The following is a 22209-nucleotide window of genomic DNA, read 5'->3' as shown; positions in this document are numbered from 1 at the left end:
TGCCTCCTGTGGTCGCGGGGCCGCTCCGGCGCGGCAGGGGGCGGGTCATGCCGCCCTCCCGCGCCGGTCCTCGAGGTCGAGATAGAACAGGCTGTCCATGCGGCAGACCCAGCCCGGCCCGACCAGCGTGCTGGTCTCCGCCTCGGCGATGATGCAGGGACCCGCCAGCGTGGCGCCCGGCGCCATGGCGGCGCGGTCATAGACCGGCCAGGCGGCGACCTCGCCGCTCACCGTGTCGCGCACCGCCTGGTGGCGGATCGGCGGCGGGGCAGGGGATTCGGCCGCCGGCGCCGCCGGCTCGACCGCCGCGACCCGGGTCGCCACCGTCACCGCGAAGCTCAGGATCTCGACATCGCTGCCCGGCACCGGCCGGTCGTAGAAGCGGGCATATTCCTTGTCGTAGAGGGCGCGGATCGCCTCGACATCCGCTGCCTCCAGGTCCCGCGCCGGCAGCGGCACGGCAATCTCATGCCCCTGGCCGACATAGCGCATATAGGCGATGCGGCCCTCGACGGTCGGCGCCCCGAAGGCGCCCTGCGCGACCACCGCCTCGGCCTCCGCCGCCATGCCGGCGAGCAGCGCGTTCACCGCCTCCCGGTCGAAGCTGGCGAAGCGCTGGTAGAGGCTGCGCACCACCTCATAGGCGACCGGCGCGCGCAGGAAGCCGATGGCCGAGCCGACGCCGGCGCCGCTCGGCACCAGCAGCCGCTTCACGCCGATCTTCTCGGCGACGCGATAGCCATGCACCGGGCCGCCGCCGCCGAAGGCGATGATGGCGCGGCCCTCGAAGCCCTTGCCGCTCTCGATGGCGTGGACGCGGGCGGCGTTCGCCATGTTCTCGTCCACCATCTCGACCACGCCGAGCGCCGCCATCTCCGGCGCCAGGCCGAGCCGTCCGCCCACCTCGGCGGCGAGCGCATCGAGCGCCGGCCCCGGATGCAGCCGCAGCGAGCCGCCGGCGAAGGCCTCCGGGTCGTAGCGGCCGAGCGCCAGGTTGGCATCCGTCACCGCCGGCCTGGCGCCGCCACGGCCGTAGCAGGCCGGGCCGGGATCGGCGCCCGCGCTCTCCGGCCCGACGGTGATGCGGCCCATGCTGTCGACCGCGGCGATGGAGCCGCCGCCGGCGCCGATCTCCACCATCTCGATCACCGGGATGCGCAGCGGCAGGCCGGAGCCCTTCTTGAAGCGGCCGACGCGGGCCACCTCGAAGGTCCGGCTGGCCTGCGGCTGGAAGTCGTCGATCAGGCAGACCTTGGCCGTGGTGCCGCCCATGTCGAAGGAGAGCACGCGGTCGAGCCCGCGCTCGCGCGCCACATGCGCCGAGAAGATGGCGCCGCCCGCCGGCCCGCTCTCGACGAGGCGGATCGGGAAGCGCGCCGCGGTGTCGAGGGTGGTGAGGCCGCCGCCCGAGAGCATCATGAAGATCGGGCAGGCGAGCCCGCCCTCGCGCAGCCCGGCCTCCAGCCGCTTCAGGTAGCGCGCCATCAGCGGCTGCACATAGGCATTGGCGACGGTGGTGGAGAAGCGCTCCCATTCCCGCATCTCCGGCGAGACCTCGGAGGAGAGGGAGAGCGGCGCCTCCGGCCAGAGGTCGCGGATGATGGCGGCGGCCTGGCGCTCATGCGCCGGGTTGACGAAGGCATGCAAGAAGCCGATGGCGACCGCCTCGATCCCCTCGGCGCGCATGAAGGCGACCTGCTGCGCCACCGCCGCCTCGTCGAGCGGCAGCAGCACGCGGCCGGTGTTGTCCAGCCGCTCCGGCACCGGCAGGCGCCAGCGGCGCGGCACCAGGGGCTGCGGCAGCTCGATGTTCAGGTCGTACTGGTCGTAGCGGCTCTCGTTGCCGAGGGCGAGGACGTCGCGGAACCCCTCGGTCGTCAGCAGCGCCGTGCGCGCGCCCTTGCGCTCGATGACGGCATTGGTGGCGAGCGTCGTGCCATGGATGACGAGGGCGATGTCGGAGGGCGCCAGCCCGGCCCGCTCCAGCACCACCCGCACGCCCTCCAGCACGCCCTGCTCGGGGGCGGCGGGCGTGGTCAGCACCTTGGCGGTCCAGCGCTCGGCGCCGCATTCCACGGCGAGGTCGGTGAAGGTGCCGCCGATATCGACGGCGAGCCGCGCCCCCTTGGCCGGCTCCGCCAGGCTCCCCGTCACGCCGCGTACTCCGCGGCGAAACGCTGCGCGATGGCCGAGGCCTGCGCGAAATCCTCCATCCGCATCCCTTCCTTCGGATTGTGGCTGCCATTCTGGTTGCGCACGAAGAGCATCCCGGTCGGGATGCCGGCCTGGGCGAAGGCCGCGGCGTCGTGCCCGCCGCCCGAAGCCATGACGTGGCAGGAGATGCCGAGCGCCGCGGCGGCCTGCCGCAGCGCCGCCTGCACGCCCGCATCCATCGGGCTGGCGCGGCTGCCGGTCTCGGCGCCGAGCTCGAAGCGTACGCCGCGGCGCGCCTCGATCTCCGCCACCTTGTCGTACAGCACCTCGAAGAGCGCGTCGCAGGCGTGCAGGTTGACGCTGCGCACGTCGAGCTGGAACACGGCCTCGCCGGGGATCTTGGTGAAGCCCGCCTCGGGCGGCGTCGCCAGCACGCAGAAGGTGCAGACCATGGCCTGGCCGAGCGCATCCAGTCGGCACCAGGCCTCGTCCAGCGCGACGGCGAGGTCGGCGAGGGCGATGGCGGCGTCCTTGCGGTATTTCCGCGGCGTGGCGCCGGAGTGGTTCCATTCGCCGATCACCCGCGCCGCGCGCAGGCGGCGGCTGCCGGGGATGCCGGTGACGATGCCGACCGGGACGCCCTCGGCCTCCAGCACCGGCCCCTGCTCGATATGCACCTCGAGGAAGGCGGCGATGCCCGCCGGGTCGATTCCCCGCTCGCCGCGGGCGACGAAATCCGGGTCGAACCCCTCCTCGCGCATGTGCTCGGCCAGCGTCCGGCCGGTATCCAGCCGTCGCACCTGCAACTCCTCGGGCGTCATGGCGCCCAGGGCGCCGCGGCTGCCGGGATAGGAGGTGGGGAACCAGGCGCCCGCCTCCTCGGCGCGGATCGCCATCACCGTGATGTCGCGGGCCGGGACATAGCCGGCGCGGCGCATGCCGGCGAGCGCCGCAAGCCCGGCCAGCACGCCGGCCGCGCCGTCGTAATTGCCGCCGGATACGACACTGTCGAGATGGCTGCCGAGCAGCACCCGCTTCGCCGCGCGGTCGGCGCCGGGCAGGGTGAGGTAGAGATTGCCCACCGGATCGACCCGTTGCTCGAGGCCGAGCGCCGCGCCGGTCTCGGCCATCAGCGCATGCGCCATGCGCTCGCCCGGCCCGAAGGCCTCGCGGGTGATGCCGGTGCCGTCGAAGCTCCGCTCGCGCAGGGTGGCAAAGAGCCGTTCGGCGAGCGCGACATCGGGGGTGAGGTTGGGCAGCATCCAGAACTCCTTGCGGGAGCGCATCAAGCCCCCGTCGGCAGCCCGACTAGCACATGCTGTGCCGCGCCGTCCCTATACCGGCATGCATTGACGTTGGCACATCGAGGCCCCGAGGCGCCGGCGGCGCCTCCGCCCGGTGCCCCGCCATGGCTTCGCCACGGCAGGCTGTGGCGCCCCTTGGCCGGCAGGTGGCTCCCTGGGGGACCCACGAAGCCGCGCAGCGGCTTCGTGGGGAACAATCACACCATGCCGCGGACGCGGCCGCCATCGACGCGGATCATGCTGCCGGTGATGTAGGCGCCCTTCTCGCTGGCGAGGAAGGCGCCCATCGGCCCGTAATCCGCCGGGGTGCCGAGCCGCCCGGCCGGGATCTCGGCCGCCGCCTCGGCCAGCGCCGCCTCGAAGGAGACGCCCTTCTGCTTGGCGCGCACCGTCGTCGTCTGGGTCACCCGGTCGGTCTGGATGGTGCCGGGGGCGAGGATGTTCATCGTCACCCCGTCCTTCGCCACCTCGCCCGAGAGGGTCTTCAGCCAGCCCCAGATCGAGGCGCGCAGCGTGTTGGAAAGCGCCAGCGTCGGGATCGGGTGCTGCATGCCGGTGCTGCCGACCACGATCACCCGGCCCCAGCCGCGCTCGCGCATCGCCGGGATGAGGCGGTTGGCGATGCGGATGGGCGAGACGACGATGTGCTGGAACCACTCCAGCAGCGCCTCCTCGGTGATCTGCGAGGCGGTGCAGGGCGGCGGCCCGCCATGGTTCAGCACCAGGATATCGACCCCGCCCAGGGCGGCCAGCGCCGCATCGGCCAGCTTGTCCATGTCGGCGCTGCGCGCGACATCGGCGACGACGCCAGCGGCGGAGGCGGCGCCGGCCGCCTTCAGCTCGGCCGCCGCCTGGTCCAGCCGCCCCTGGTCGCGGCCGCTGATGACGAGCGCCGCGCCCTCGCCGGCCAGCGCATCGGCGATCGACCGACCAAGACCCTTGGTGCCGCCCATGACCAGGGCGCGCCGGCCCTGCAACCCGAGATCCATGCGCCTCGCTCCCCTTCGATTCCGGCCGGGACGGTGCCCCCGGGGCCGGCCCCTGGCAAGCGGGCCGCCCGCCGGGCCGGCCGCGCCGGGATGGCAAGACGCGCCGCCGCTGGTAAACCGCGAGACCCGAGGAGATGCCCGCCATGCCCAAGCCGATCCTGCTCGTCACCCGCAAGCTGCCGGACGCCATCGAGGCGCGCGCCTCGCGCGACTACGACGCCCGCCTCAACCCGCAGGACGAGCCCTGGTCCACCGACGGCGCCGAGATCGCCCGGCGCGCGACCGCGGCGAAGGCCGACGGCATCCTCGGCGCCGCCGGCGACCAGTTCAACGCCGCCTGCATCAAGGCGCTGCCGGACAGCGTGAAGGTCATCGCCACCTTCAGCGTCGGCTTCGACCATATCGATATCGAGGCGGCCAAGGCGCGCGGCATCGTGGTGGTGAACACGCCCGAGGTGCTCTCCTTCGCCACCGCCGAATGCGCCTTCACCCTGCTGCTGATGGCCGCCCGCCGCGCGGTGGAGGGCGAGGCGCTGGTGCGCAGCGGCCAGTGGCAGGGCTGGGCGCCGACGCAGCTCATGGGCGTGACGCTCGAGCACAAGAAGCTCGGCATCCTCGGCTTCGGCCGGATCGGGCGGGAGCTGGCCAACATGGCGCGCGGCTTCCGCATGGAGATCCACTACCGCGACATGCAGCGCCTGCCGCCGGAGCTCGAGCAGGGCGCCATCTACCACGACAACGAGGACAGCTTCCTCTCGACCATCGACATGATCTCGATGCACGTCCCAGGCGGCGCGGGGACGCGGCACTGGCTGAATGCCGAGCGGCTGGCGAAGATGAAGAAAGGGGCGATCGTCATCAACACCGGCCGCGGCGGCTCGCTCGACGACGCGGCGCTGATCGCGGCCCTGAAGTCCGGCCATATCCGCGCCGCCGGCCTCGACGTGTACGATGGCGAGCCGAAGGTGAACCCGGGCTACCTGCCCTTGCAGAACGTTGTGCTGCTGCCGCATCTCGGCAGCGCGACGATCGAGACGCGCGACGCGATGGGGAATCGCGCGTTGGAGAATCTCGATGCCGTGCTGCTGAAGGGAGCCGCCCCGCCGCACCGGGTGGCGTGACCCGCGGCGGCGGCGCATCTTCCCCGGCAGACCGATCCACGGAGGCCGCCTTGCCGACCGGACGCCGCTCCCTGTCCTTCATTCCGCTGGCGGCGCCGGGCCTCGCCCTGCCGCCCCTGGCAAGGCGGGCGGCTGCGGCGACGCCCGCCGCGCTGGCCCAGGCGCCGGGCTGGTACCGCTTCCGGCTCGGCGGCTTCACCGTGACCACGGTGTTCGATGGCTTCGCCCGCCGCAGCACGGAGGGGCTGGTGCGCAACGCCCCGCTGCCCGAGGTGCAGGCGGTGCTGGCCGAGAGCTTCCTGCCGACCGCGACCTATGACGGCCCCTATACCGTCACCTTCGTCGAGACCGGCCGGATGCTGGTCGCCTTCGATGCCGGCACCGGCGGCCAGATGGCGCCGACCGCCGGGCTGCTGGCGCGCAACATGGCGGCGGCGGGGCTCGAGCCGGAGAAGGTCGGGCTCGTCGTCGTCACCCATTGCCACCAGGACCACATCCATGGCCTGACCGCGCGCGACGGCACCGCCACCTTCCCCAATGCCGAGGTGGCGGTCGCCGAGCCGGAATGGGCCTGGTGGAGCGACCCGGCGAACGAGACCCGCAGCCCGGAGGGGCAGCGGGTGAACTTCGCCAATGTCGCCCGCCGCTTCGCGCCCTACCGGGCGCGGCTGCGGCAATTCGCCCCCGGCGAGGCGGTGGCGCCGGGCATCGAGTCCATCGCCGCCTTCGGCCACACGCCCGGGCATTGCATCTTCCGCATCGCCGATGGCGGCGAGCAACTGCTGCTGCTGGCCGATACCAGCCACCGGCCGGAGCTGTTCCTGCGCCGCCCCGGCCTGCATTCGACCTTCGAATTCGACGCCGCGGCGGCGGAGGCGACGCGCCGGCGGGTGCTCGACATGGCGGCGACCGACCGCATCCGCGTCATCGGCTACCATTTCCCCTTCCCGGCGACCGGCCATGTCGCGCGGGCGGGCGAGGGCTACCGCTTCCTGCGCGCGGAATGGAGCTGAGGCGGCACCTCAGCGCCAGTAGAGCCGGGCCGGGTTCTCCACCAGCACCTGCCGCCGCAGCCCGGCATCGGCGGTGAATTGCGCGAAGAGATCGACGAGGTCGCCGTCGTTCGGCATGTCGCCGGCGATGTTCGGATGCGGCCAATCGGTGCCCCAGAGCACCCGCTCGGGCGCCGCCTCGATCAGCGCCGCGGCGAAGGGCACGGCATCGGCGAAGGGCCGGCCGGCGGAGGAGACGCGCTCGGCGCCGCAGACCTTCACCCAGGCGAGCGGGTTGCGCAGCAGCTCGAGCAGGGCGCGGAAGGGCGCCTGGCCGAGCCCGCCGCGCGCCTTCACCCGGCCCATATGGTCGATGACGAAGGGCACGCGCAGCCGGGCGATGCGGCCGGCATGGTCCAGGATGTCCTCGGCATCGAGATGCAGCACCACATGCCAGCCGAGGCGCTCGATCCGCTCCAGCACCGCGTCGAAGACGGCGAGGTCGGGGGCGCCGCCGAGATGGCGCACGAAGTTGAAGCGCACGCCGCGGATGCCCCCGGCCTGCAGCCGGTCGAGCTCGGCCTCGGTGACGCCGGCATCGAGGATGGCGACGCCGCGATAGGCGCCGCCGGAGCCGGCGATCGCCTCCAGCATCGCCGTGTTGTCGGTGCCGTGGCAGCTCGCCTGCACGATCACCGCGCGCTCGAGGCCGAGGATGGCGTGCAGCCGGCGCAGCGCCTCGACCGGCGCATCGGGCGGGGTATAGGCGCGGTCCGGCGCATAGGGGTAGCGGTCGGCCGGGCCGAAGACGTGGCAATGCGCGTCGCAGGCGCCGGGCGGCGGGCGGAAGCGCGGCCGGCGCGGCGCGGGGTCCGGGGGCTGGCAACTCCGCTCGCGCATGCCGGTCCTCCCTGGCGGCGGCGCCGCGCGCCGAGCATGATCGTTGCGCCCGGCCAGGGCGTCAAATCCCGGCCAGGGCGCCAAATCCCAGCTGGGGGCCGGCGCTACGACGCCAGGGCGTTCGGCCCGACGGGGGCGGCAGCCTGGCCGCCGCCGGGCAGGGGGCCAGGCAGGGGGCCGGGCCGCCCGAACAGCCAGCCCTGGCCATACTCCACGCCGAGCGCGCGCATGAGCGAGGCCTCCTCCTCAGTCTCGATCCGCTCCGCCACCACCCGCGCCCCGAGCGACCGGGCCAGCTCCGCCATGCCGGCGATGACGCTGCGGTCCTGCTCGCTATGCGTGGCGGCGGTGACGTAGAGCCCGTCGATCTTCACGTAATCGACCCGGAAGGCGCGCAGGTAGCGGAAGGCGGCGGCGCCGGCGCCGAGATCGTCGATGCAGAGCAGCAGGCCGCGCTGCCGCAGCGCCTCGACCGTGCGCACCGCCTCGGCCTCGTTCTCGATCTCGGCGGTTTCGGTGATCTCGATGAGCAGGCGGTGCGACAGCAGCGGCTCGGCATCGAGCAGGGTCAGCAGCCGGTCGCGGAAGCCCGGGCTCTGCAAGGTCAGGCCGGAGAGGTTGGCGGCGATGCGGGCACCGCGGACGCGGCGGGCGGCGGCGCAGACCGCGGCGAGCACGGCCCAGTCCAGCTCCTCCGACAGGCCCGCCGTCTCGGCGAAGGTGACGAAATCCTGCACCCCGCCGATGGCGGCGCGGGTTTCCGGGTCCGGCCGCAGCAGCGCCTCCCAGTGATGCGGCTGGCGATCGGCCAGGGCGACGATCGGCTGGAAGGCGAGCTGGAAGCGACGATCGGCGATGGCCTGGCGCAGCCGGGCCGCCCGCGCATAGACCTGCGCCACGAAGCCGGACAGCCCCTCCGCGAAGCCCTCCCCATCCAGCCGCTCCAGCCCCTCGCGGGAGAAGCAGGCGAGGGCGTGGCGGAGGGCGCGGGAGCGCTGCAGCGGCGTCAGCCCCTCCGCCTCCAGCGCCAGGCCGCGGGTGGCGGCGGTGGCGCCGTTGCCGGCGGCGGCGGCGATGGCCTCGCCGAGCGCCCCGATATCCGAGCCGCCCCGGGCGATCAGGCCGTAGCGCCCGGGCGTGAGCTCGCTCGCCAGATCCTCGGAGCCGAGCGTGCCGGCGATGGTCTCGCGGATGCGGGCGGCGGCGTCGGGCGAGGGGATGAGCGGCCGGTCGGCCTCGCGCAGCTCGATCAGGCCGAGCATGCACCCGTCGCCGCCGTCCCGCGCGGTCTGCTCGGCGGCCTGCCAGAGGCCGGCGGGGCCCGCGGGGGCGGGGAGGTCGGCGGGGCGCTCGGCCGGCATGGCGCCGAGGGTGAGGCAGAGCCGGCTGGCATCCCGGCCGAGCAGCCGCAGCCCGGCGCAGGAGACCGGCGTGCCCGCGCCGTTGGCCAGGCGGAAGCGGGTGGGCGGCAGGCGGTCGCGGGCGAGGAGGCGGGCGAAGGCGAGGTCGAAGCCCGGCCGGTCCGGCAGGGCGAGCAGGTCCCGCGCTTGGCGGCCCAGCCAGTCCTCGGCCGGCCGGCCGAGGCGGCTGTTGAGGGCGCCGGCCGCGAAGAGGATGCGGCCGTCCGGCGTCGTCTCCACCAGGATCTCGGCCGCGGCCAGGGCGAAGGTCAGGAAGCGGTCGCGGTCCGTCACCTGCCGCGATTTCGGTTGCTGATCCATTCGCCCACTGCCTGATCGACCCGATGGACGGCGATCATGGCGGGGCCGGGTGAAGGAGCGATGAAGACAGGCCGGCGGCGGCCCGCTCAGGCGGCGAGCGCCGCCTCGCCGTCGAGGGTCGCGGCCGTCGCATGCACCACCGAGGCGATGCGCACCGCGGCCTGCACCTGCTCCTTGCTCAGCCCATGCTGCAGCACGACCTTCTCATGGCTCTCCATGCACATGCCGCAGCCGTTGATGGCCGAGACGGCGAGCGACCAGAGCTCGAAATCCGTCTTGTCGACGCCGGGGCGGGCCATGACGTTCATCCGCAGCTTGGCCGGCATCTGGGCGTAGTCGCCCTGCACCAGATGGGTGAAACGGTAATAGACGTTGTTCATGCCCATGATGCTGGCCGCGGCCTTGGCGGCGGTCAGCGCCTCCGGGCTGAGCTTCGGGCCGAACTCGTCCACGATCTCCCTGATCACGGTCGGGTTGCGGGAGGCAAGGGCGGAGGCGATGAAGGTGCCGGCGCGCTGCTGCTCGGTCAGCACCGGCTCGGTGGCCAGGCTGCCGAGATTCAGCTTCTGGTCCTTGGCATAGTCGGGCAGGGCGTTGCGCAGGGCTTCCAGCGACATGGCGGGCTCCTCGACGGGCTCTGATTGTGGGTGGGCGGAGCGGACGCGGCGCCCCGGGGGGCGGCCCATCCGCTCGGCCCACCCTCCTCCCGGCCCGGGGCCGGGAGGAGAGGGCGGGGGGACGCCTCCGTCCCCCCGTCACGCGATGGGCGGCGTCAGGCCGCCTTCTCGAACAGGTCCTGCGGCTTGAGGACCTCCTTGCCCTTCTCCCAGTTGCAGGGGCAGAGCTCGTCGGTCTGCAGCGCGTCGAGCACCCGCAGCACCTCCTGCGGGTTGCGGCCGACATTGAGGCCGTTCACCGCCGCCCACTGGATGGTGCCGTCCGGATCGACGATGAAGGTGGCGCGCAGCGCGACGCCGGCCTCCTTGTCGAGGATGCCCAGCGCCGCGGACAGCTCGCGCTTGATGTCGGCCAGCATCGGGATCGGCAGGTCGCGGATGTCGTCGTTGTGGACGCGCCAGTTCAGGTGCACGAACTCGCTGTCGGTCGAGACGCCGTAGACCACCGCGTCACGGTCGGCGAACTCGCCGGCGAGCTTGCCGAAGGCGGCGATCTCGGTCGGGCAGATGAAGGTGAAGTCCTTCGGCCAGAAGAAGACGACCTTCCACTTGCCGGCATCGGTCTCGGAGGTGACGCGGGTGAAGGACTTGCCGGGGCCGCCCAGCCCCTCGGGGCCTCCCTTCACGGCGTCGAGGGCGAAGGAGGGGAACTTGTCGCCAACGGTCAGCATGCGGACATCCCTAGCGGTTGAATTCGGCGCCCTGCATGGTTGCTGCCATGCTGCGCTGCACCAAATATTGGCGCCGGTGCCGTTTCAGGCCAATGAATAGTTTTGCGAAAACCGATCGACTGGATCGATGATGCGCAGCGGCCCCTCCGCCCCGCGCCGCCTGGCTGGACGCCTTTGAACCATGGATGCCTTGCCCATTCGCCCGCCATGTCGCCCGCCCGCCGGGCCTGCCGCCTCGCCGCCCCGCCCGCGCCGGGCAGGGCCCGGCCGGGCCGCGACTCCATCGGCCGCCCGCGGCGTGGCGGCGCGCGATGGCCATCCCGCTCCATGGATTCGCCTGCGGCACGACCGGCGAGGCGGCTGCCCCCCGGCCGCGCCGTCCGGCCATTCCTGCCCGCCTCCCGGCTGCGGTCGCGATCGGGCGAGCCGATGATATCGCTGCCGACACCACAGCAGCTCCGCTACCTGCTGGCGCTCGCCGACCATGGTCATTTCGGCCGTGCCGCCGCCGCCTGCGCGGTGACCCAGTCCACCCTGTCCGCCGGCATCATCGCGCTCGAGCGGCAGCTCGACGCGACGCTGCTCGAGCGCGGCGCCACCAAGCGGCCGATCTTCACCCCGCTCGGCCTCGAGGTGGTCGAGCGGGCGCGCCAGGCCATGGCGGCGCTGGAGGCCGTGGCGGAAACCGCGACCGCGGCGCGCGACCCGCTCTCCGGCTCGCTTCGCCTCGGCGTCATCCCGACCATCGGCCCCTTCCTGCTGCCGCGGCTGATGCCGACGCTGCGCCAGGCCTTTCCGCGGCTCCGGCTCTGGCTGCGCGAGGACCAGACCGAGCGGTTGCTGGCGCAGCTCGCCGTGGGGCGGCTCGACCTGCTGCTGCTGGCATTGCCCTGCACCTGCGGCGAGGCGGAGACCCTGGCCTTCGCGCCCGATCCTTTCCTGGCGGCGCTGCCCGCCGGCCACCGGCTGGCGGCGCTGGACGCGGTGCCGATCGCGGCGCTGGCGGCGGAGCGGCTGCTGCTGCTGGAGGATGGGCATTGCCTGCGCGAGCATGCGCTCGATGCCTGCGGCCTGCCGCGCGCCGCCATCCCCGCCGAGGAAGGCTTCGCCGCCACCTCGCTGCACACGCTGGTGCAGATGGTGGCGAGCGGCCTCGGGGTGACGCTGGTGCCGCGGCTGGCGGTGGCGGGCGGGGTGCTGGCCGGCGCGGCGGTGGAGGTGCGGCCGGTGCTGGGCCAGGACCCGGCCTCGCCGGCGCCCGGCCGCAGCCTGGCGCTCGCCTGGCGGCCGCGCAGCCCGCGGGCCGGCGAATTCCGCGATCTCGCCCAGGCCATTGCCGCGGCGGTGCATGGCGGGTAACCCGGGGCGAAAGGGGGAGCGGCCATGGACGGTCTGACACCGGCTGAGGCGGCGCTGCGCGACCGGGCGCGGGCGCTGGCGCGCGAGGCCGCGGCGCAGGCGGCGGCGACCGACCGGACCGAGGCCTATCCCTGGCCGATGGTGCGCCGCATGACCGAGGCCGGCTTCCTCGGCATGACCATCCCGCGCGCCCATGGCGGGCCGGGCCTCTCCTGCTTCGAGGCCGTCCTGGTCATCGAGGAATTCGCCAAGGCCTGCGCCGTCTGCGGCCGCATCGCGGTCGAGGCCAATATGGGCGCGATCGGCGCCGTCATGGCCTATGGCACCGAGGCGCAGAAGCGCCTCGCCGCCGGGCTGGTGCTGGCCGGCGACAAGCCGGCGATCTGCATCACCGAGCCCGAGGCCGGCTCGGCCGCCACCGAGATGACGACGCGGGCGGTGCGGCAGGGCGACGTCTGGGTGATCGACGGCGTCAAGCACTGGATCACCGGCGGCGGCGTCTCCCGCCTGCACCTGATCTTCGCCCGCGCCTTCGAGGCCGGGGAGGAGCGCGGCATCGCCGGCTTCCTCGCGGTGCGGAACGGGGAGGGGGACCCGCCCGGCCTCGTCATCCATCGCCGCATCCCCTCGATGGGGCTGCGCGGCATGCCGGAGGCGGAGATCCACCTGCGCGGCCTCGAGGTGCCGGACGCCATGGTGCTGCGCCCGCCGGGCGGCCTGGCCCGCGGCTTCGGCCGGCTGATGCAGGCCTATAACGGCCAGCGCGTCGGCGCCGCGGCGGTCGCCCTCGGCATCGCCGCCGGGGCCTATGAGACGGCGCTCGCCCGGGCCGGGACGCGGCGGCAATTCGGCCGGGCGATCGGCGAGTTCCAGGGCATCGGCTGGATGCTGGCCGACATGTCCATCCAGCTCGAGGCGGCGCGCGCCCTGGTCTGGCGCGCCGCCCGCAGCGCCGGGCCTGGCGACGGCGTGCCGGGCTTCCCGGACCGGCTGGCGGCCGCCCAGGCCAAGGTGCTGGCCGCCGACACCGCCATCGCCGTCACCAACCAGGCGCTGCAGATCTGGGGCGCCGAGGGCTATAGCCGCGACAACCCGCTGGAGCGGCATGTCCGCGACGCCCGCATGTTCGCCATCGCCGGCGGCACGGCGCAGGTGCTGCGCACCCAGGTGGCGGAGGGCATCCTCGGCCGCAAGCTGCCGCAGGCCCGCGAGACCGGGCCTGCCCAGGGGCATGCCCAGGGACCTGCCCAGGGGCCTGCCCAGGCGCCGGCCGCCGCTCCCGGTTGACAGGCCGGCCCCCTTTCCCTAAACGCGCCCGCTCGAAAAGGTCCGCCGAGATGAAGATCCGCAACAGCCTCAAATCCGCGAAGACGCGCGACAAGAACTGCGTGGTGGTGCGCCGCCGTGGCCGCCTCTACGTGCTCAACAAGAAGAACCCGCGCCTCAAGGCCCGCCAGGGCTGAGGGGCCGCCCCGTCCTGGCCGGCCGCAGGGCCGGCGGCATGGGGCCGCTTCGCGGTGCTGCCTGAACAACCCGCCTGCGGCCCGGCCGCGGCGGGTTTTCTGCCGTGTGGCGCCCGCAGGGGAGGCCACGCGCCCGATCTGCGAGGGGCGGGACGGGGGCGCCGTCCCGCGCCCGGCATCATTGCGGCGTCAGCAACTCGGTCCCGAGGCCGCCGCCCGTGGTCCAGTGCCCGCGCAGCTTGCCATCCGCATCGACCTCGAAGACCGAGACGCCCGGCCGCCCGTCGATGACGAAGGAGATGGCGAGCACCCCGCCATTGATCAGGCCGAGGCCGATGATCTGCTCGCGCCCCACCCGCCAATTGGCCAGCCAGCTCCCGGCCGGGCCGGCGCGCAGCAGGAGCTGCCCGTCATAGGTGCTGCCGTCCGGGTTGGTGCCCTCGACCGCATAGGTGCCCTCGCGGATCTGGGCGGAGGCCGGCGCGGCGAGGCCGAGGCCGAGCGCCAGGGCGGCGACGAGAAGCCAGGAGGGAAAACGGGGCACGCGCATCTCCAGAGGATCGTTGGGCCGGGAAACTGCCCGCGCCGCCCGGCAGCGGCAAGCGTGCCGCTTGCCCGGCGCGGCCGCCGGGCCCATTTTCCGCGGCTCAGGATGCGTGAGCAGGAGAGCCGGACGTGATCAGGCTGCCCGACCCGAAGCCGGCGGTGCTGGCCCGCCGTGACGAGATCGTTGCCGCCCTCCGCGCCCTCGTCCCGGGCGGCCCGCTCGGCGAGGGGGTGATCGGCGAGGCGCTGCGCCTCAAGCCCTATGAGACCGACGGGCTCTCGGCCTATCGCCAGCCGCCGCTCGCGGTGGTGCTGCCGGAGACCACCGAGCAGGTCGCCGCCGTGCTGCGCTACTGCCATGCGAACGGCATCCGGGTGGTCCCGCGCGGCGCCGGCACCAGCCTCTCCGGCGGGGCGCTGCCGCTCGCCGATGCGGTGGTGATCGGGCTGATGCGCATGAACCGCATCCTGGAGGTGGATTACGAGAACCGCCTGGCGGTGGTGGAGGCCGGCGTCACCAATCTCGGCATCACCAACCATGTCGCCGGCGACGGCTTCTTCTACGCCCCCGACCCCTCCTCCCAGCTCGCCTGCATGATCGGCGGCAACGTCAACATGAACTCGGGCGGCGCGCATTGCCTGAAATATGGCGTCACCGCCAACAACCTGCTCGGCCTCAGGCTCGTCACCATCGAGGGCGAGATCCTCGAGGTCGGCGGCCAGCATCTCGATGCCGCCGGCTATGACTGGCTCGGCCTGCTCACCGGCTCCGAGGGGCAGCTCGCCATCGTCACCGAGGTGACGGTGCGCATCCTGCGCGCCGCCGAGGGCCAGCGCGCCATGCTCGCCGCCTTCAAGGGCACCGAGATCGCCGGCGCCGCGGTCGATGCCATCATCGCCTCGGGCATCATCCCGGTGGCGCTCGAGTTCATGGACAAGCCCTGCATCCATGCCTGCGAGGCCTTCGCGCATGCCGGCTACCCGCTGGAGGCCGAGGCGATGCTGATCATCGAGGTCGAGGGCAGCACCGAGGAGCAGGACAGGCTGCTCGGCCAACTGAAGGAGATCTGCGGCCGCTTCGACCCGATCAGCCTGAAGGTGGCGCAGAGCGCCGAGGAGAGCCTGGCGATCTGGAAGGGCCGCAAGGGCGCCTTCGGCGCGGTCGGCCGCATCAGCCCCGACTATCTCTGCATGGACGGCACCATCCCGACCGGCGAGCTGCCGCATGTGCTGAAGCGCATCGGCGAGATGAGCGCGGCATACGGGCTGCAGGTGGCGAACGTCTTCCATGCCGGCGACGGCAACCTGCATCCGCTCATCATGTTCGACGCCAACGACCCGGCGAGCTTCCACAAGGCCGAGGCCTTCGGCGCCGACATCCTGAAGCTCTGCGTCGAGGTCGGCGGCTGCCTGACCGGCGAGCATGGCGTCGGCGTCGAGAAGCGCGACCTGATGGGGGTGCAGTTCACCCCGGCCGAGCTCGCCCTGCAGCGCGCCGTCAAGGGTGCCTTCGATCCCGGCTGGCTGCTCAACCCGGCCAAGGTCTTCCCGCTGGAGGACAACCCCGCCCTGCAACACGCGGCATGAGCGAGGCGTCTCTCGCGCCGCGGGACGAGGCGGCGCTGGCCGCGGCCATCGCCGCGGCGCATGCCGCCGCCGAGCCGCTGGCCATCGAGGGGAACGGCAGCAAGCGCGACCTGCTGCGGCCGGTGCAGGCGGCGCGCACGCTCAGCACCCGCGGCCTCTCCGGCATCACCCTCTACCGGCCGCAGGAGCTGATCGTCTCGGCCCTCGCCGGCACGCCGCTCGCCGAGATCGAGGCGGCGCTGGCGGAGAAGGGGCAGCACCTGATCGCCGAGCCGCCGACGCTCTCGGCCTTCTTCGGCACCGACCGCGCCCCGACGATCGGCGGGCTGGTGGCGACCAACCTCTCCGGCCCGCGCCGCATCGCCGGCGGCGCCATGCGCGACCATGTCATGGGCATCCGCGCCGTCACCGGCACCGGCGCGGTGTTCCGCAGCGGCGGGCGGGTGCTGAAGAACGTCACCGGCCTCGATCTCTGCAAGCTGCTGACCGGCGCGCATGGCACGCTCGGCGTCCTCACCGAGGTGACGCTGAAGGTGCTGCCGGCGCCGGCCTCCTCCGGCTCGCTGGCGGTGCAGGTGGCCGACCTCGCCACCGGGGTGCGGGCCCTCTCGGCCGGGCTCGGCAGCCCCTTCGGCGTCTCCGGCGCGGCGCTGCTGCCGCAGGCCGGGCCAGCGGGCGGGCTCGCCGGCCTGCCCGGGCCGCTGGCCCTGCTGCGGATCGAGGATTTCGCCGAGTCCGTCGCCTACCGGCTGGGCCGGCTGCGCGAGGATCTGGCCGGCTTCGGCACGGTGGCGCTGCTGGCCGAGGAGGCGAGCCTGGCGGCCTGGCGGGCGGTGCGGGAGGCGGAGCCGCTCGGCGCCGCGCCCGGGGAGGCGGTCTGGCGGGTCTCGGTGAAGCCCTCCGCCGGGCCCGGGGTGGCGGCGGCGGCCGGCCTCGACAAGGCGCTGCTCGACTGGGGCGGCGGGCTGGTCTGGCTGGCCGGGCCGGCGACGCCGGACCAGCATGCCCGGGTGGTCGCCGCGGCCGCGGCGGCGGGCGGCACCTTCACCCTGTTCCGGGCGCCCGAGCCGCTGCGCGCGGCCGTCGCGGTGCTGCCGGAGGAGCCGCCGGCGCTGGCCGCGATCGGGCGGCGGGTGAAGGCGGTGCTGGACCCGAAGGGCATCCTCAACCCGGGCCGGATGCGCGCCGGGGCCTGACCGCCGGGACCGGGGCAGGGGCCGGGGCTGGGGCCGGGGCAGGCGACACACCGCGGCCCGGCGGCCACACTGCCCCGATCATCGCCTCCTGCGCGCATTCGAGTGGTGCGTATCTACCTTCGATCCGATAGTCTGATGGTCATCCGCACCATTCCAGCGTGATATCGAAGGAGGCTGACTGCCTTGCGCCTGCTCGCACGCGCCATCGGCCTCTTCCTCCTCCTCCTCGCCCTCCTGGTGCCGCTCGCCGGGGCCCTGCTGCTCTGGGCGGAGGCCGGGCCGGAGGGGCTGATCGCGCTCGGTCCGGCGGGCTGGGTGGCGCTCGCCATCGGCCTCGTGCTGCCGGGCGGCCTCGGCCTGCTGGCGCTCATCTGGCTCACCCAGCGGGCCGAGCTGGCGGTGATGCGCGACGCCCTGCAACGCCAGGGCGAGGCCGGGGACAGCCGCGCCCTGGCGTTGCAGGCGCTGCTCGCCGAGGCGCGGGAGCAGACCGCCATCCTGCAGGAGCAGACCCGGCTGCTGCTCGGCCAGCTCGCCACCGGCCGGGGCCAGGCGGAGACGCTGCAGGCGCTCATGGCCGAGACCCGTCTAGAGCGCCTGGTCGCCGAATGGGACATGACGGCCCGCGAGCTCGCCGCCGTCATGGCCGCGATGTGGCGCCTCGCCTTCGGCTGGCGCCGCGCCGAGGGGGAGGGGGCGGGCGCCCTCGGGGGCGCCGGCGAGGCGGGGACGGAGCTGGCCTTGCCGGCGGGGCCGGAACTCGCCCTGGCGATCCTGCGGCTGCTGCCAGCCAGCGCGGCCGAGATGGCGCGGCTGGATGTGGACGAGCGCTTCGTCCGCCAGGCGGCGCATTACCGCGCGGTGTTCCGGCGCTTCCTCGACCGGGTGCCGGAGACCGGGCCGCTCAACCGCGGCCTGTTCCGCGACATGGTGCAGGGCCGCCTCGATTCACGGCTGGCGCTGCTGCCGCGGCCGAACCATGCCCTGGTCATCCCGCCCGACACGCTGGCGGCCGAATAGGGCGGCCGCTTGCCAGGCGGCACCCCGACCCGGCGGCGCCATCGCGGCGGTCGCGCCGCTCAGCGCCGCGCCACCACCGCCGGGCCGGCCGCGCCGAGAAGGCTGCGGGCCAGCGCCTCGGCCACGCAGGTATAGCCGCGATCGTTGTGATGCAGGCCGTCGGGCGAGATCATCGCGTCATAGGGCGTGCCCTCGGCCTCCCAGCTCCGCATCAGGGCGGCGCGGGAGAAGAGCGGCGCATGCGTCTCGGCCGCCAGCGCGACGATCGCGGCATCGAGGCGCTCGAAGCCGGTCGTGTGCAGGATGCGCGGCGCCCGCTGCACATCCATCAGCAGCACGTCGGCGCCGGTCGCCTGCACCCGGGCGATGCCCTCGGAGAGGCTGTTGTGGAATTCCTCGGCCGGCATGCCCTGCAGCACCGCATTCGCCCCGGCCTGCCAGATGACCAGCGTCGGCCGCGCCGCGAGCACGTCGCTCTCCAGCCGCGCCAGCATCTCGTGCACCTCCTGCCCGCCCTTGCCGCGGTTCAGCACGCTGATCGCGGCGCCGGGGAGGGCGGCGCGCAGCCGCCGCTCGAGCTGGGCGGGATAGGTCTGCTCCGGCCCGCTGGCGCCCGAGCCCTCGGTCGAGGAGGAGCCGAAGGCGAGGATGGTGACGGGGGCACCGCGGGCCAGGGCGGCCCGCGTGGCCGGCAGGCTGACCACCTGGGTCGGGCTCGGGGGGCAGGACTCGGCCGGCGCCGGCTGCGCCGGGGCGAGCCCGGGCAGGCACAGGAGGGGCAGCAGGGCAAGGAAACGGCGCATCCCCCCAATGTGCCAAAATTGAGCAGTCAGCGCCAGCGGCCGAGTCGCGTATCGGCCTGCAACGTGACTTGCAAAGCACCGCCCCGGCCGCAACTTTCGCGGCGGTGGCGGAGGTGTCGATGCGCGGCCTGATCCGGGGAGGCGGGACCGCCGGGGCCGGCCGGGACCTGCGGGTGGATGTCTTCCGCGGCCTGGCCCTGTGGTTCATCTTCATCGACCACATTCCCGGGAACCTGTTGGGCGAGCTCACCCTCCGCAACATCGCCTTCTGCGATGCGACCGAGGCCTTCGTGCTGCTCGCGGGCTATGCGGCGGGGCTCGCCTACGGCGCCGCCCTCGACCGGCGCGGCTGGCTCTACGGCGCGGCGGCGCTGCTGCGGCGCGCCGGCACGCTCTACGTCGCGCACATCTTCCTCTTCGTCGTCTTCGCCGCCCAGGTCGGCTACTCCGCGTCCCTGCTCGACAGCCCCGCCTATCTGGACGAGCTGCATCTCGACCCGTTCCGCGAGCAGCCCTACCTCGCCCTGCTGCAGGCCCTGCTGCTGCGCTACCAGCCCGCCTTCCTCGACATCCTGCCGCTCTACATCGCGCTGCTGGCGTTGCTGGCCCCCGCCCTGCCGCTGCTGCGGCGGCCGGCGCTGCTGCTCGGCCTCTCGACCCTGCTCTATGCCGCGGCGCGGCTGCTCGACCTCAACCTGCCGAACTGGATCGACGGCGGCTGGTTCTTCAACCCCTTCGCCTGGCAGCTCCTCTTCGTCACCGGCGCCGCCATCGGCCATGCGCCGCGGCTGCCGAACGGCCAGCGCGGCCCGGCGCCGGCCATCCCCTTCCGGCGCGACCTCGTCGCCGCCTCCGCCGCCATCCTGCTGATCGGCGCCGGCGCCATGCTGCTCGTCCATGCCGCGCCGGAATGGCTGGCCCTGCTGCCGGAGAACGTGGGCCTCACGCTCACCACCATCGACAAGAGCGCGCTGCACCCGGCGCGGCTGGTCTCCATCCTGGCGCTGGCCTATCTGCTCGGCCATGCGGTGCCGCGCGAGGCGGCCTGGCTGCGCAGCGGCCCGGCCGCGCCCTTCCTGCTGATGGGCCAGCACGGGCTGCCGGTCTTCTGCACCGGCATCTTCCTCTCCTTCCTCGGCCGGCTGGCGCTGGAGCAGTCAGACCGGGTCCCGATGCAGGCGCTGGTCAATGGCGGCGGGTTGCTGGCCCTGGTCGCGGTGGGGGCGGTCGCCGCCTGGTATCGCCAGCGTGACCAGGCGGAGCCGGCGCGCGCGGCCGCGCCGCGCGCATCGGGCTTGCCCAGCGCGGCGCCCTCTTCTACGACTCCTGCGGAATGATATGCGCGCGGCTGCTCTCCATGGCGCTGCTGGTCGCCCTGCCACCGAGCCTGGCAGCCGGCGCGGCCCCCCCCGCCTGCACCGAGCCGGCGGAGCTGCTGGAGGCCGGGGCGCCCCTGCCGGCGACGCTGCGGGCGCTGCGGGCCGGCACGTTGCGCATCCTCGTCATCGGCGGCGTCTCGGTGCTCGGGGCCGGCACCAGCGGCCCGGAGGCGCCCTGGCCGGCACGGCTGCAGGCGCTGCTGCGGGAGCGCTGGCCGAAGGCGGCGATCGAGGTCGCGGTCCGCGGCGAGCGCGGGATCAACACCACCGAGGCGAGCGCCCTGCTGGCGACGGAACTGGCGCGGACGCCGACCCAGCTCGTGCTCTGGGCGACCGGCACCTTCAGCGCGGTCCGCGGCGCCGAGGTCAACGACATGGTCGAGACGCTGAACGAGCGGCTCGAGGCGCTGAAGGCGGCGGATACCGATGCCGTGCTGATCGATCCGCAATTCTCCCGCTTCCTGCGCGCCAACGCCAATATCGACCCCTATCTGGAGGCGCTGCGCCTGGTCGCCGCGGCGCATCAGGTGCCGCTGCTGCAGCGCTGGGAGCTGATGCGCCACTGGGTCGAGACCGAGCAGGTGGATGTCGAGCGGGCGCCGAAGCCGCAGCGGGTCGCCGCGACCGACCGGCTGAACGCCTGCCTCGCCGCGGCCATGGCCGCGCTGCTGCGCGACGGGCTGGCGGAGGCGCGCGAGGGCGCCGCGAATTAGAGCGTCTCCACCCGATCGGGATCTGCTCCGGGGCAGGCGCCGGGCGGCGGGGGCTCCGCTCCCGGGGCCGGCCGGTCCGCCATGCCGCGCCTTGCCGATCGGTCAGTATCGCGGCGCCGGGCGAGCGCCTACCATGCCGGCATGCAGACCAATTTCGCGCCCGAGCAGCTTCGGGATCCGGACACGCAGGCGAGCAACCAGATCCTCCGCACCTGCGTCCATTGCGGCTTCTGCACGGCGACCTGCCCGACCTTCGTGCTGCTCGGCGACGAGCTCGACAGCCCGCGCGGGCGCATCTACCTCATCAAGGACATGCTGGAGAGCGGCCGCCCGGCGACGCAGGAGGTCGTCCGGCATGTCGATCGCTGCCTCTCCTGCCTCTCCTGCATGACGACCTGCCCCTCGGGCGTGCACTACATGCACCTGGTCGACCATGCCCGGAAATACATCGAGGAGACCTATGACCGGCCCTGGCACGAGAAGGCGCTGCGCCGCCTGCTCGCCGCCATCCTGCCCTATCCGGCGCGGTTCCGCGCGGCGGTGGCCGGCGCCCGGCTCGGCCGCCCCTTCGCGGGCTTGATCCCGGACGGCGCCATGCTCGGCAAGCGGCTGCGGGCGATGCTGAGCCTCGCCCCCGCCGCCCTGCCGCCGCCGAGCCCGATGCAGGCGCCGCAGGTGCATCGCGCCGAGGGCGCGCGCCGCGGCCGGGTGGCGCTGCTGACCGGCTGCGCCCAGCAGGTCCTCGCCCCCTCGATCAACGAGGCGACGATCCGCCTGCTGACCCGCATGGGGATCGAGGTGGTGATCACCCGCGAGCAGGGCTGCTGTGGCGCGCTGAACCACCACATGGGCGACCACGACCCGGCGATGCGCCTCGCCCGCGCCAATATCCGCGCCTGGACCCGGGAGATCGCGGGCGAGGGGCTGGACGGCATCGTCGTCAACACCTCGGGCTGCGGCACCACGGTGAAGGATTACGGCTTCATGTTCCGCGAGGAGCCCGAGGCGGAACAGGCGGCGGCGGTCTCGGCCCTGGCCATGGACGTCTCCGAGGCGCTGCAGAAATTCGCCTATGCGCCGAGCCGGGAGAGGCCCGGCCTGACCATCGCCTACCACTCCGCCTGCAGCCTGCAGCACGGGCAGAAGATCACCACCCTGCCGAAGCAGCTCCTCGCCCGCGCCGGCTTCGCGGTGCGGGACCCGGCGGAGCCGCATCTCTGCTGCGGCAGCGCCGGCACCTACAACCTGCTGCAGCCCGAGATCGCCACGCGGCTGCGGGAGCGCAAGCTGCACAACATCAACCGCACCGGCGCCGACCTGATCGCCGCCGGCAATATCGGCTGCCTCACCCAGCTCGGCGGCGATGCCCTGCCGGTGGTGCACACCGTCGAGCTGCTGGACTGGATGGCCGGCGGGCCGGAGCCGCCGGCGGTCGGCGCGGCGCGGCAGCGGAAGGCGGCGGCCTGAGCGGCCGCCCGCCCCACCGAAGAGGCGACCATCAAACCGGTCGCTGTCCGCTCTCCTGACGCGGCGTCGCCGCGACAGGCCGTGACGGGTCCTGGTCGGAAGGGGGGGCCTGTGGCCCCCGTAAGGCCGCGAAGCGGGTTTGCGGGG

20 protein-coding genes are annotated in these 22209 nt (G+C 73.8%); 11 read left to right on the top strand and 9 right to left on the bottom strand.

Annotation, left to right across the window (positions count from 1 at the left end):
- Positions 1 to 45 precede the first annotated feature (45 nt).
- The 3 genes from DOO78_RS21105 to DOO78_RS21095 all read right to left on the bottom strand — a co-directional run bounded on the left by DOO78_RS21105 (position 46) and on the right by DOO78_RS21095 (position 4447).
- Positions 46 to 2154, bottom strand: coding sequence for a hydantoinase/oxoprolinase family protein (locus DOO78_RS21105; RefSeq protein WP_243634699.1), 2109 nt, complete (start codon positions 2152 to 2154; stop codon positions 46 to 48).
- Positions 2151 to 3440, bottom strand: coding sequence for a hydantoinase/carbamoylase family amidase (locus DOO78_RS21100; protein WP_243634697.1), 1290 nt, complete (start codon positions 3438 to 3440; stop codon positions 2151 to 2153). Before DOO78_RS21100 ends, DOO78_RS21105 begins: the two co-directional genes overlap by 4 nt.
- Before the next feature lie 215 nt (positions 3441 to 3655).
- Positions 3656 to 4447, bottom strand: coding sequence for an SDR family oxidoreductase (locus DOO78_RS21095; protein ID WP_111471860.1), 792 nt, complete (start codon positions 4445 to 4447; stop codon positions 3656 to 3658).
- A gap of 143 nt (positions 4448 to 4590) precedes the next feature.
- Between DOO78_RS21095 and DOO78_RS21090 the strand changes: the two genes are divergently transcribed.
- A complete protein-coding gene (locus DOO78_RS21090; RefSeq protein ID WP_111471859.1) occupies positions 4591 to 5568 on the top strand; it encodes a 2-hydroxyacid dehydrogenase in 978 nt (325 codons plus the stop codon).
- A 50-nt stretch (positions 5569 to 5618) separates the two neighbouring features.
- Positions 5619 to 6581, top strand: coding sequence for an MBL fold metallo-hydrolase (locus DOO78_RS21085; protein WP_111471858.1), 963 nt, complete (start codon positions 5619 to 5621; stop codon positions 6579 to 6581).
- A 9-nt stretch (positions 6582 to 6590) separates the two neighbouring features.
- Here the strand turns inward: DOO78_RS21085 and DOO78_RS21080 are convergent, their stop codons facing one another.
- The 4 genes from DOO78_RS21080 to DOO78_RS21065 all read right to left on the bottom strand — a co-directional run bounded on the left by DOO78_RS21080 (position 6591) and on the right by DOO78_RS21065 (position 10529).
- A complete protein-coding gene (locus tag DOO78_RS21080) occupies positions 6591 to 7460 on the bottom strand; it encodes an amidohydrolase family protein (protein ID WP_111471857.1) in 870 nt (289 codons plus the stop codon).
- 104 nt (positions 7461 to 7564) lie between these two features.
- The gene (locus DOO78_RS21075; RefSeq protein WP_111471856.1) at positions 7565 to 9181 is read right to left on the bottom strand and encodes an EAL domain-containing protein; all 1617 of its coding nucleotides are present in this window, start codon (positions 9179 to 9181) and stop codon (positions 7565 to 7567) included.
- 86 nt (positions 9182 to 9267) lie between these two features.
- Complete coding sequence (locus DOO78_RS21070; RefSeq protein WP_111471855.1) at positions 9268 to 9798, bottom strand: carboxymuconolactone decarboxylase family protein; 531 nt, start codon at positions 9796 to 9798, stop codon at positions 9268 to 9270.
- Between the two features lie 155 nt (positions 9799 to 9953).
- Positions 9954 to 10529, bottom strand: a complete 576-nt coding sequence (locus DOO78_RS21065; RefSeq protein ID WP_111471854.1) for a peroxiredoxin — start codon at positions 10527 to 10529, stop codon at positions 9954 to 9956.
- 429 nt (positions 10530 to 10958) lie between these two features.
- Between DOO78_RS21065 and DOO78_RS21060 the strand changes: the two genes are divergently transcribed.
- Genes DOO78_RS21060 through ykgO form a run of 3 tightly spaced genes read left to right on the top strand, consistent with a single transcriptional unit; the run spans position 10959 to position 13351 of the window.
- Entirely contained in the window at positions 10959 to 11888 is a 930-nt protein-coding gene (locus DOO78_RS21060; protein WP_111471853.1) for a hydrogen peroxide-inducible genes activator, read from the top strand.
- A 24-nt stretch (positions 11889 to 11912) separates the two neighbouring features.
- Positions 11913 to 13175 carry a 3-sulfinopropanoyl-CoA desulfinase gene (gene acdA, locus DOO78_RS21055; RefSeq protein ID WP_111471852.1) on the top strand — a complete coding sequence of 421 codons (1263 nt, stop codon included), beginning with the start codon at positions 11913 to 11915 and terminating at the stop codon, positions 13173 to 13175.
- A 50-nt stretch (positions 13176 to 13225) separates the two neighbouring features.
- A complete protein-coding gene (gene ykgO / locus DOO78_RS21050) occupies positions 13226 to 13351 on the top strand; it encodes a type B 50S ribosomal protein L36 (protein WP_076960648.1) in 126 nt (41 codons plus the stop codon).
- Positions 13352 to 13529: 178 nt separating this feature from the next.
- Here the strand turns inward: ykgO and DOO78_RS21045 are convergent, their stop codons facing one another.
- Positions 13530 to 13895: a hypothetical protein gene (locus DOO78_RS21045; RefSeq protein ID WP_128080110.1), complete on the bottom strand. Its 366-nt coding sequence runs from the start codon at positions 13893 to 13895 to the stop codon at positions 13530 to 13532.
- A gap of 131 nt (positions 13896 to 14026) precedes the next feature.
- Between DOO78_RS21045 and DOO78_RS21040 the strand changes: the two genes are divergently transcribed.
- The 3 genes from DOO78_RS21040 to DOO78_RS21030 all read left to right on the top strand — a co-directional run bounded on the left by DOO78_RS21040 (position 14027) and on the right by DOO78_RS21030 (position 17700).
- A complete protein-coding gene (locus DOO78_RS21040; RefSeq protein WP_111471850.1) occupies positions 14027 to 15484 on the top strand; it encodes an FAD-linked oxidase C-terminal domain-containing protein in 1458 nt (485 codons plus the stop codon).
- On the top strand, positions 15481 to 16680 hold the full coding sequence (locus DOO78_RS21035) for an FAD-binding protein (RefSeq protein WP_111471849.1): 1200 nt from the start codon (positions 15481 to 15483) through the stop codon (positions 16678 to 16680). The genes DOO78_RS21040 and DOO78_RS21035 overlap by 4 nt, the downstream gene beginning before the upstream one ends.
- A 183-nt stretch (positions 16681 to 16863) precedes the next feature.
- A complete protein-coding gene (locus DOO78_RS21030) occupies positions 16864 to 17700 on the top strand; it encodes a hypothetical protein (protein ID WP_111471848.1) in 837 nt (278 codons plus the stop codon).
- Between the two features lie 59 nt (positions 17701 to 17759).
- On the opposite strand, the gene DOO78_RS21025 is transcribed toward DOO78_RS21030, so the two are convergent.
- Positions 17760 to 18503, bottom strand: coding sequence for an SGNH/GDSL hydrolase family protein (locus tag DOO78_RS21025; RefSeq protein ID WP_111471847.1), 744 nt, complete (start codon positions 18501 to 18503; stop codon positions 17760 to 17762).
- Positions 18504 to 18622: 119 nt separating this feature from the next.
- Between DOO78_RS21025 and DOO78_RS21020 the strand changes: the two genes are divergently transcribed.
- The 3 genes from DOO78_RS21020 (at position 18623) to glcF (ending at position 22062) form a co-directional block, all read left to right on the top strand.
- A complete protein-coding gene (locus DOO78_RS21020) occupies positions 18623 to 19840 on the top strand; it encodes an OpgC family protein (RefSeq protein WP_111471846.1) in 1218 nt (405 codons plus the stop codon).
- On the top strand, positions 19837 to 20595 hold the full coding sequence (locus tag DOO78_RS21015; RefSeq protein WP_128080109.1) for an SGNH/GDSL hydrolase family protein: 759 nt from the start codon (positions 19837 to 19839) through the stop codon (positions 20593 to 20595). The genes DOO78_RS21020 and DOO78_RS21015 overlap by 4 nt, the downstream gene beginning before the upstream one ends.
- A 141-nt stretch (positions 20596 to 20736) precedes the next feature.
- Positions 20737 to 22062: a glycolate oxidase subunit GlcF gene (glcF, locus tag DOO78_RS21010; RefSeq protein ID WP_111471844.1), complete on the top strand. Its 1326-nt coding sequence runs from the start codon at positions 20737 to 20739 to the stop codon at positions 22060 to 22062.
- Positions 22063 to 22209: the final 147 nt, after the last annotated feature.

Source organism: Roseicella frigidaeris, from assembly GCF_003258945.1.
Taxonomy (GTDB): Bacteria; Pseudomonadota; Alphaproteobacteria; order Acetobacterales; family Acetobacteraceae; genus Paracraurococcus; species Paracraurococcus frigidaeris.
Note: the sequence above shows the minus strand (reverse complement) of the source record. Positions and strands in the feature narration are given on the sequence as shown.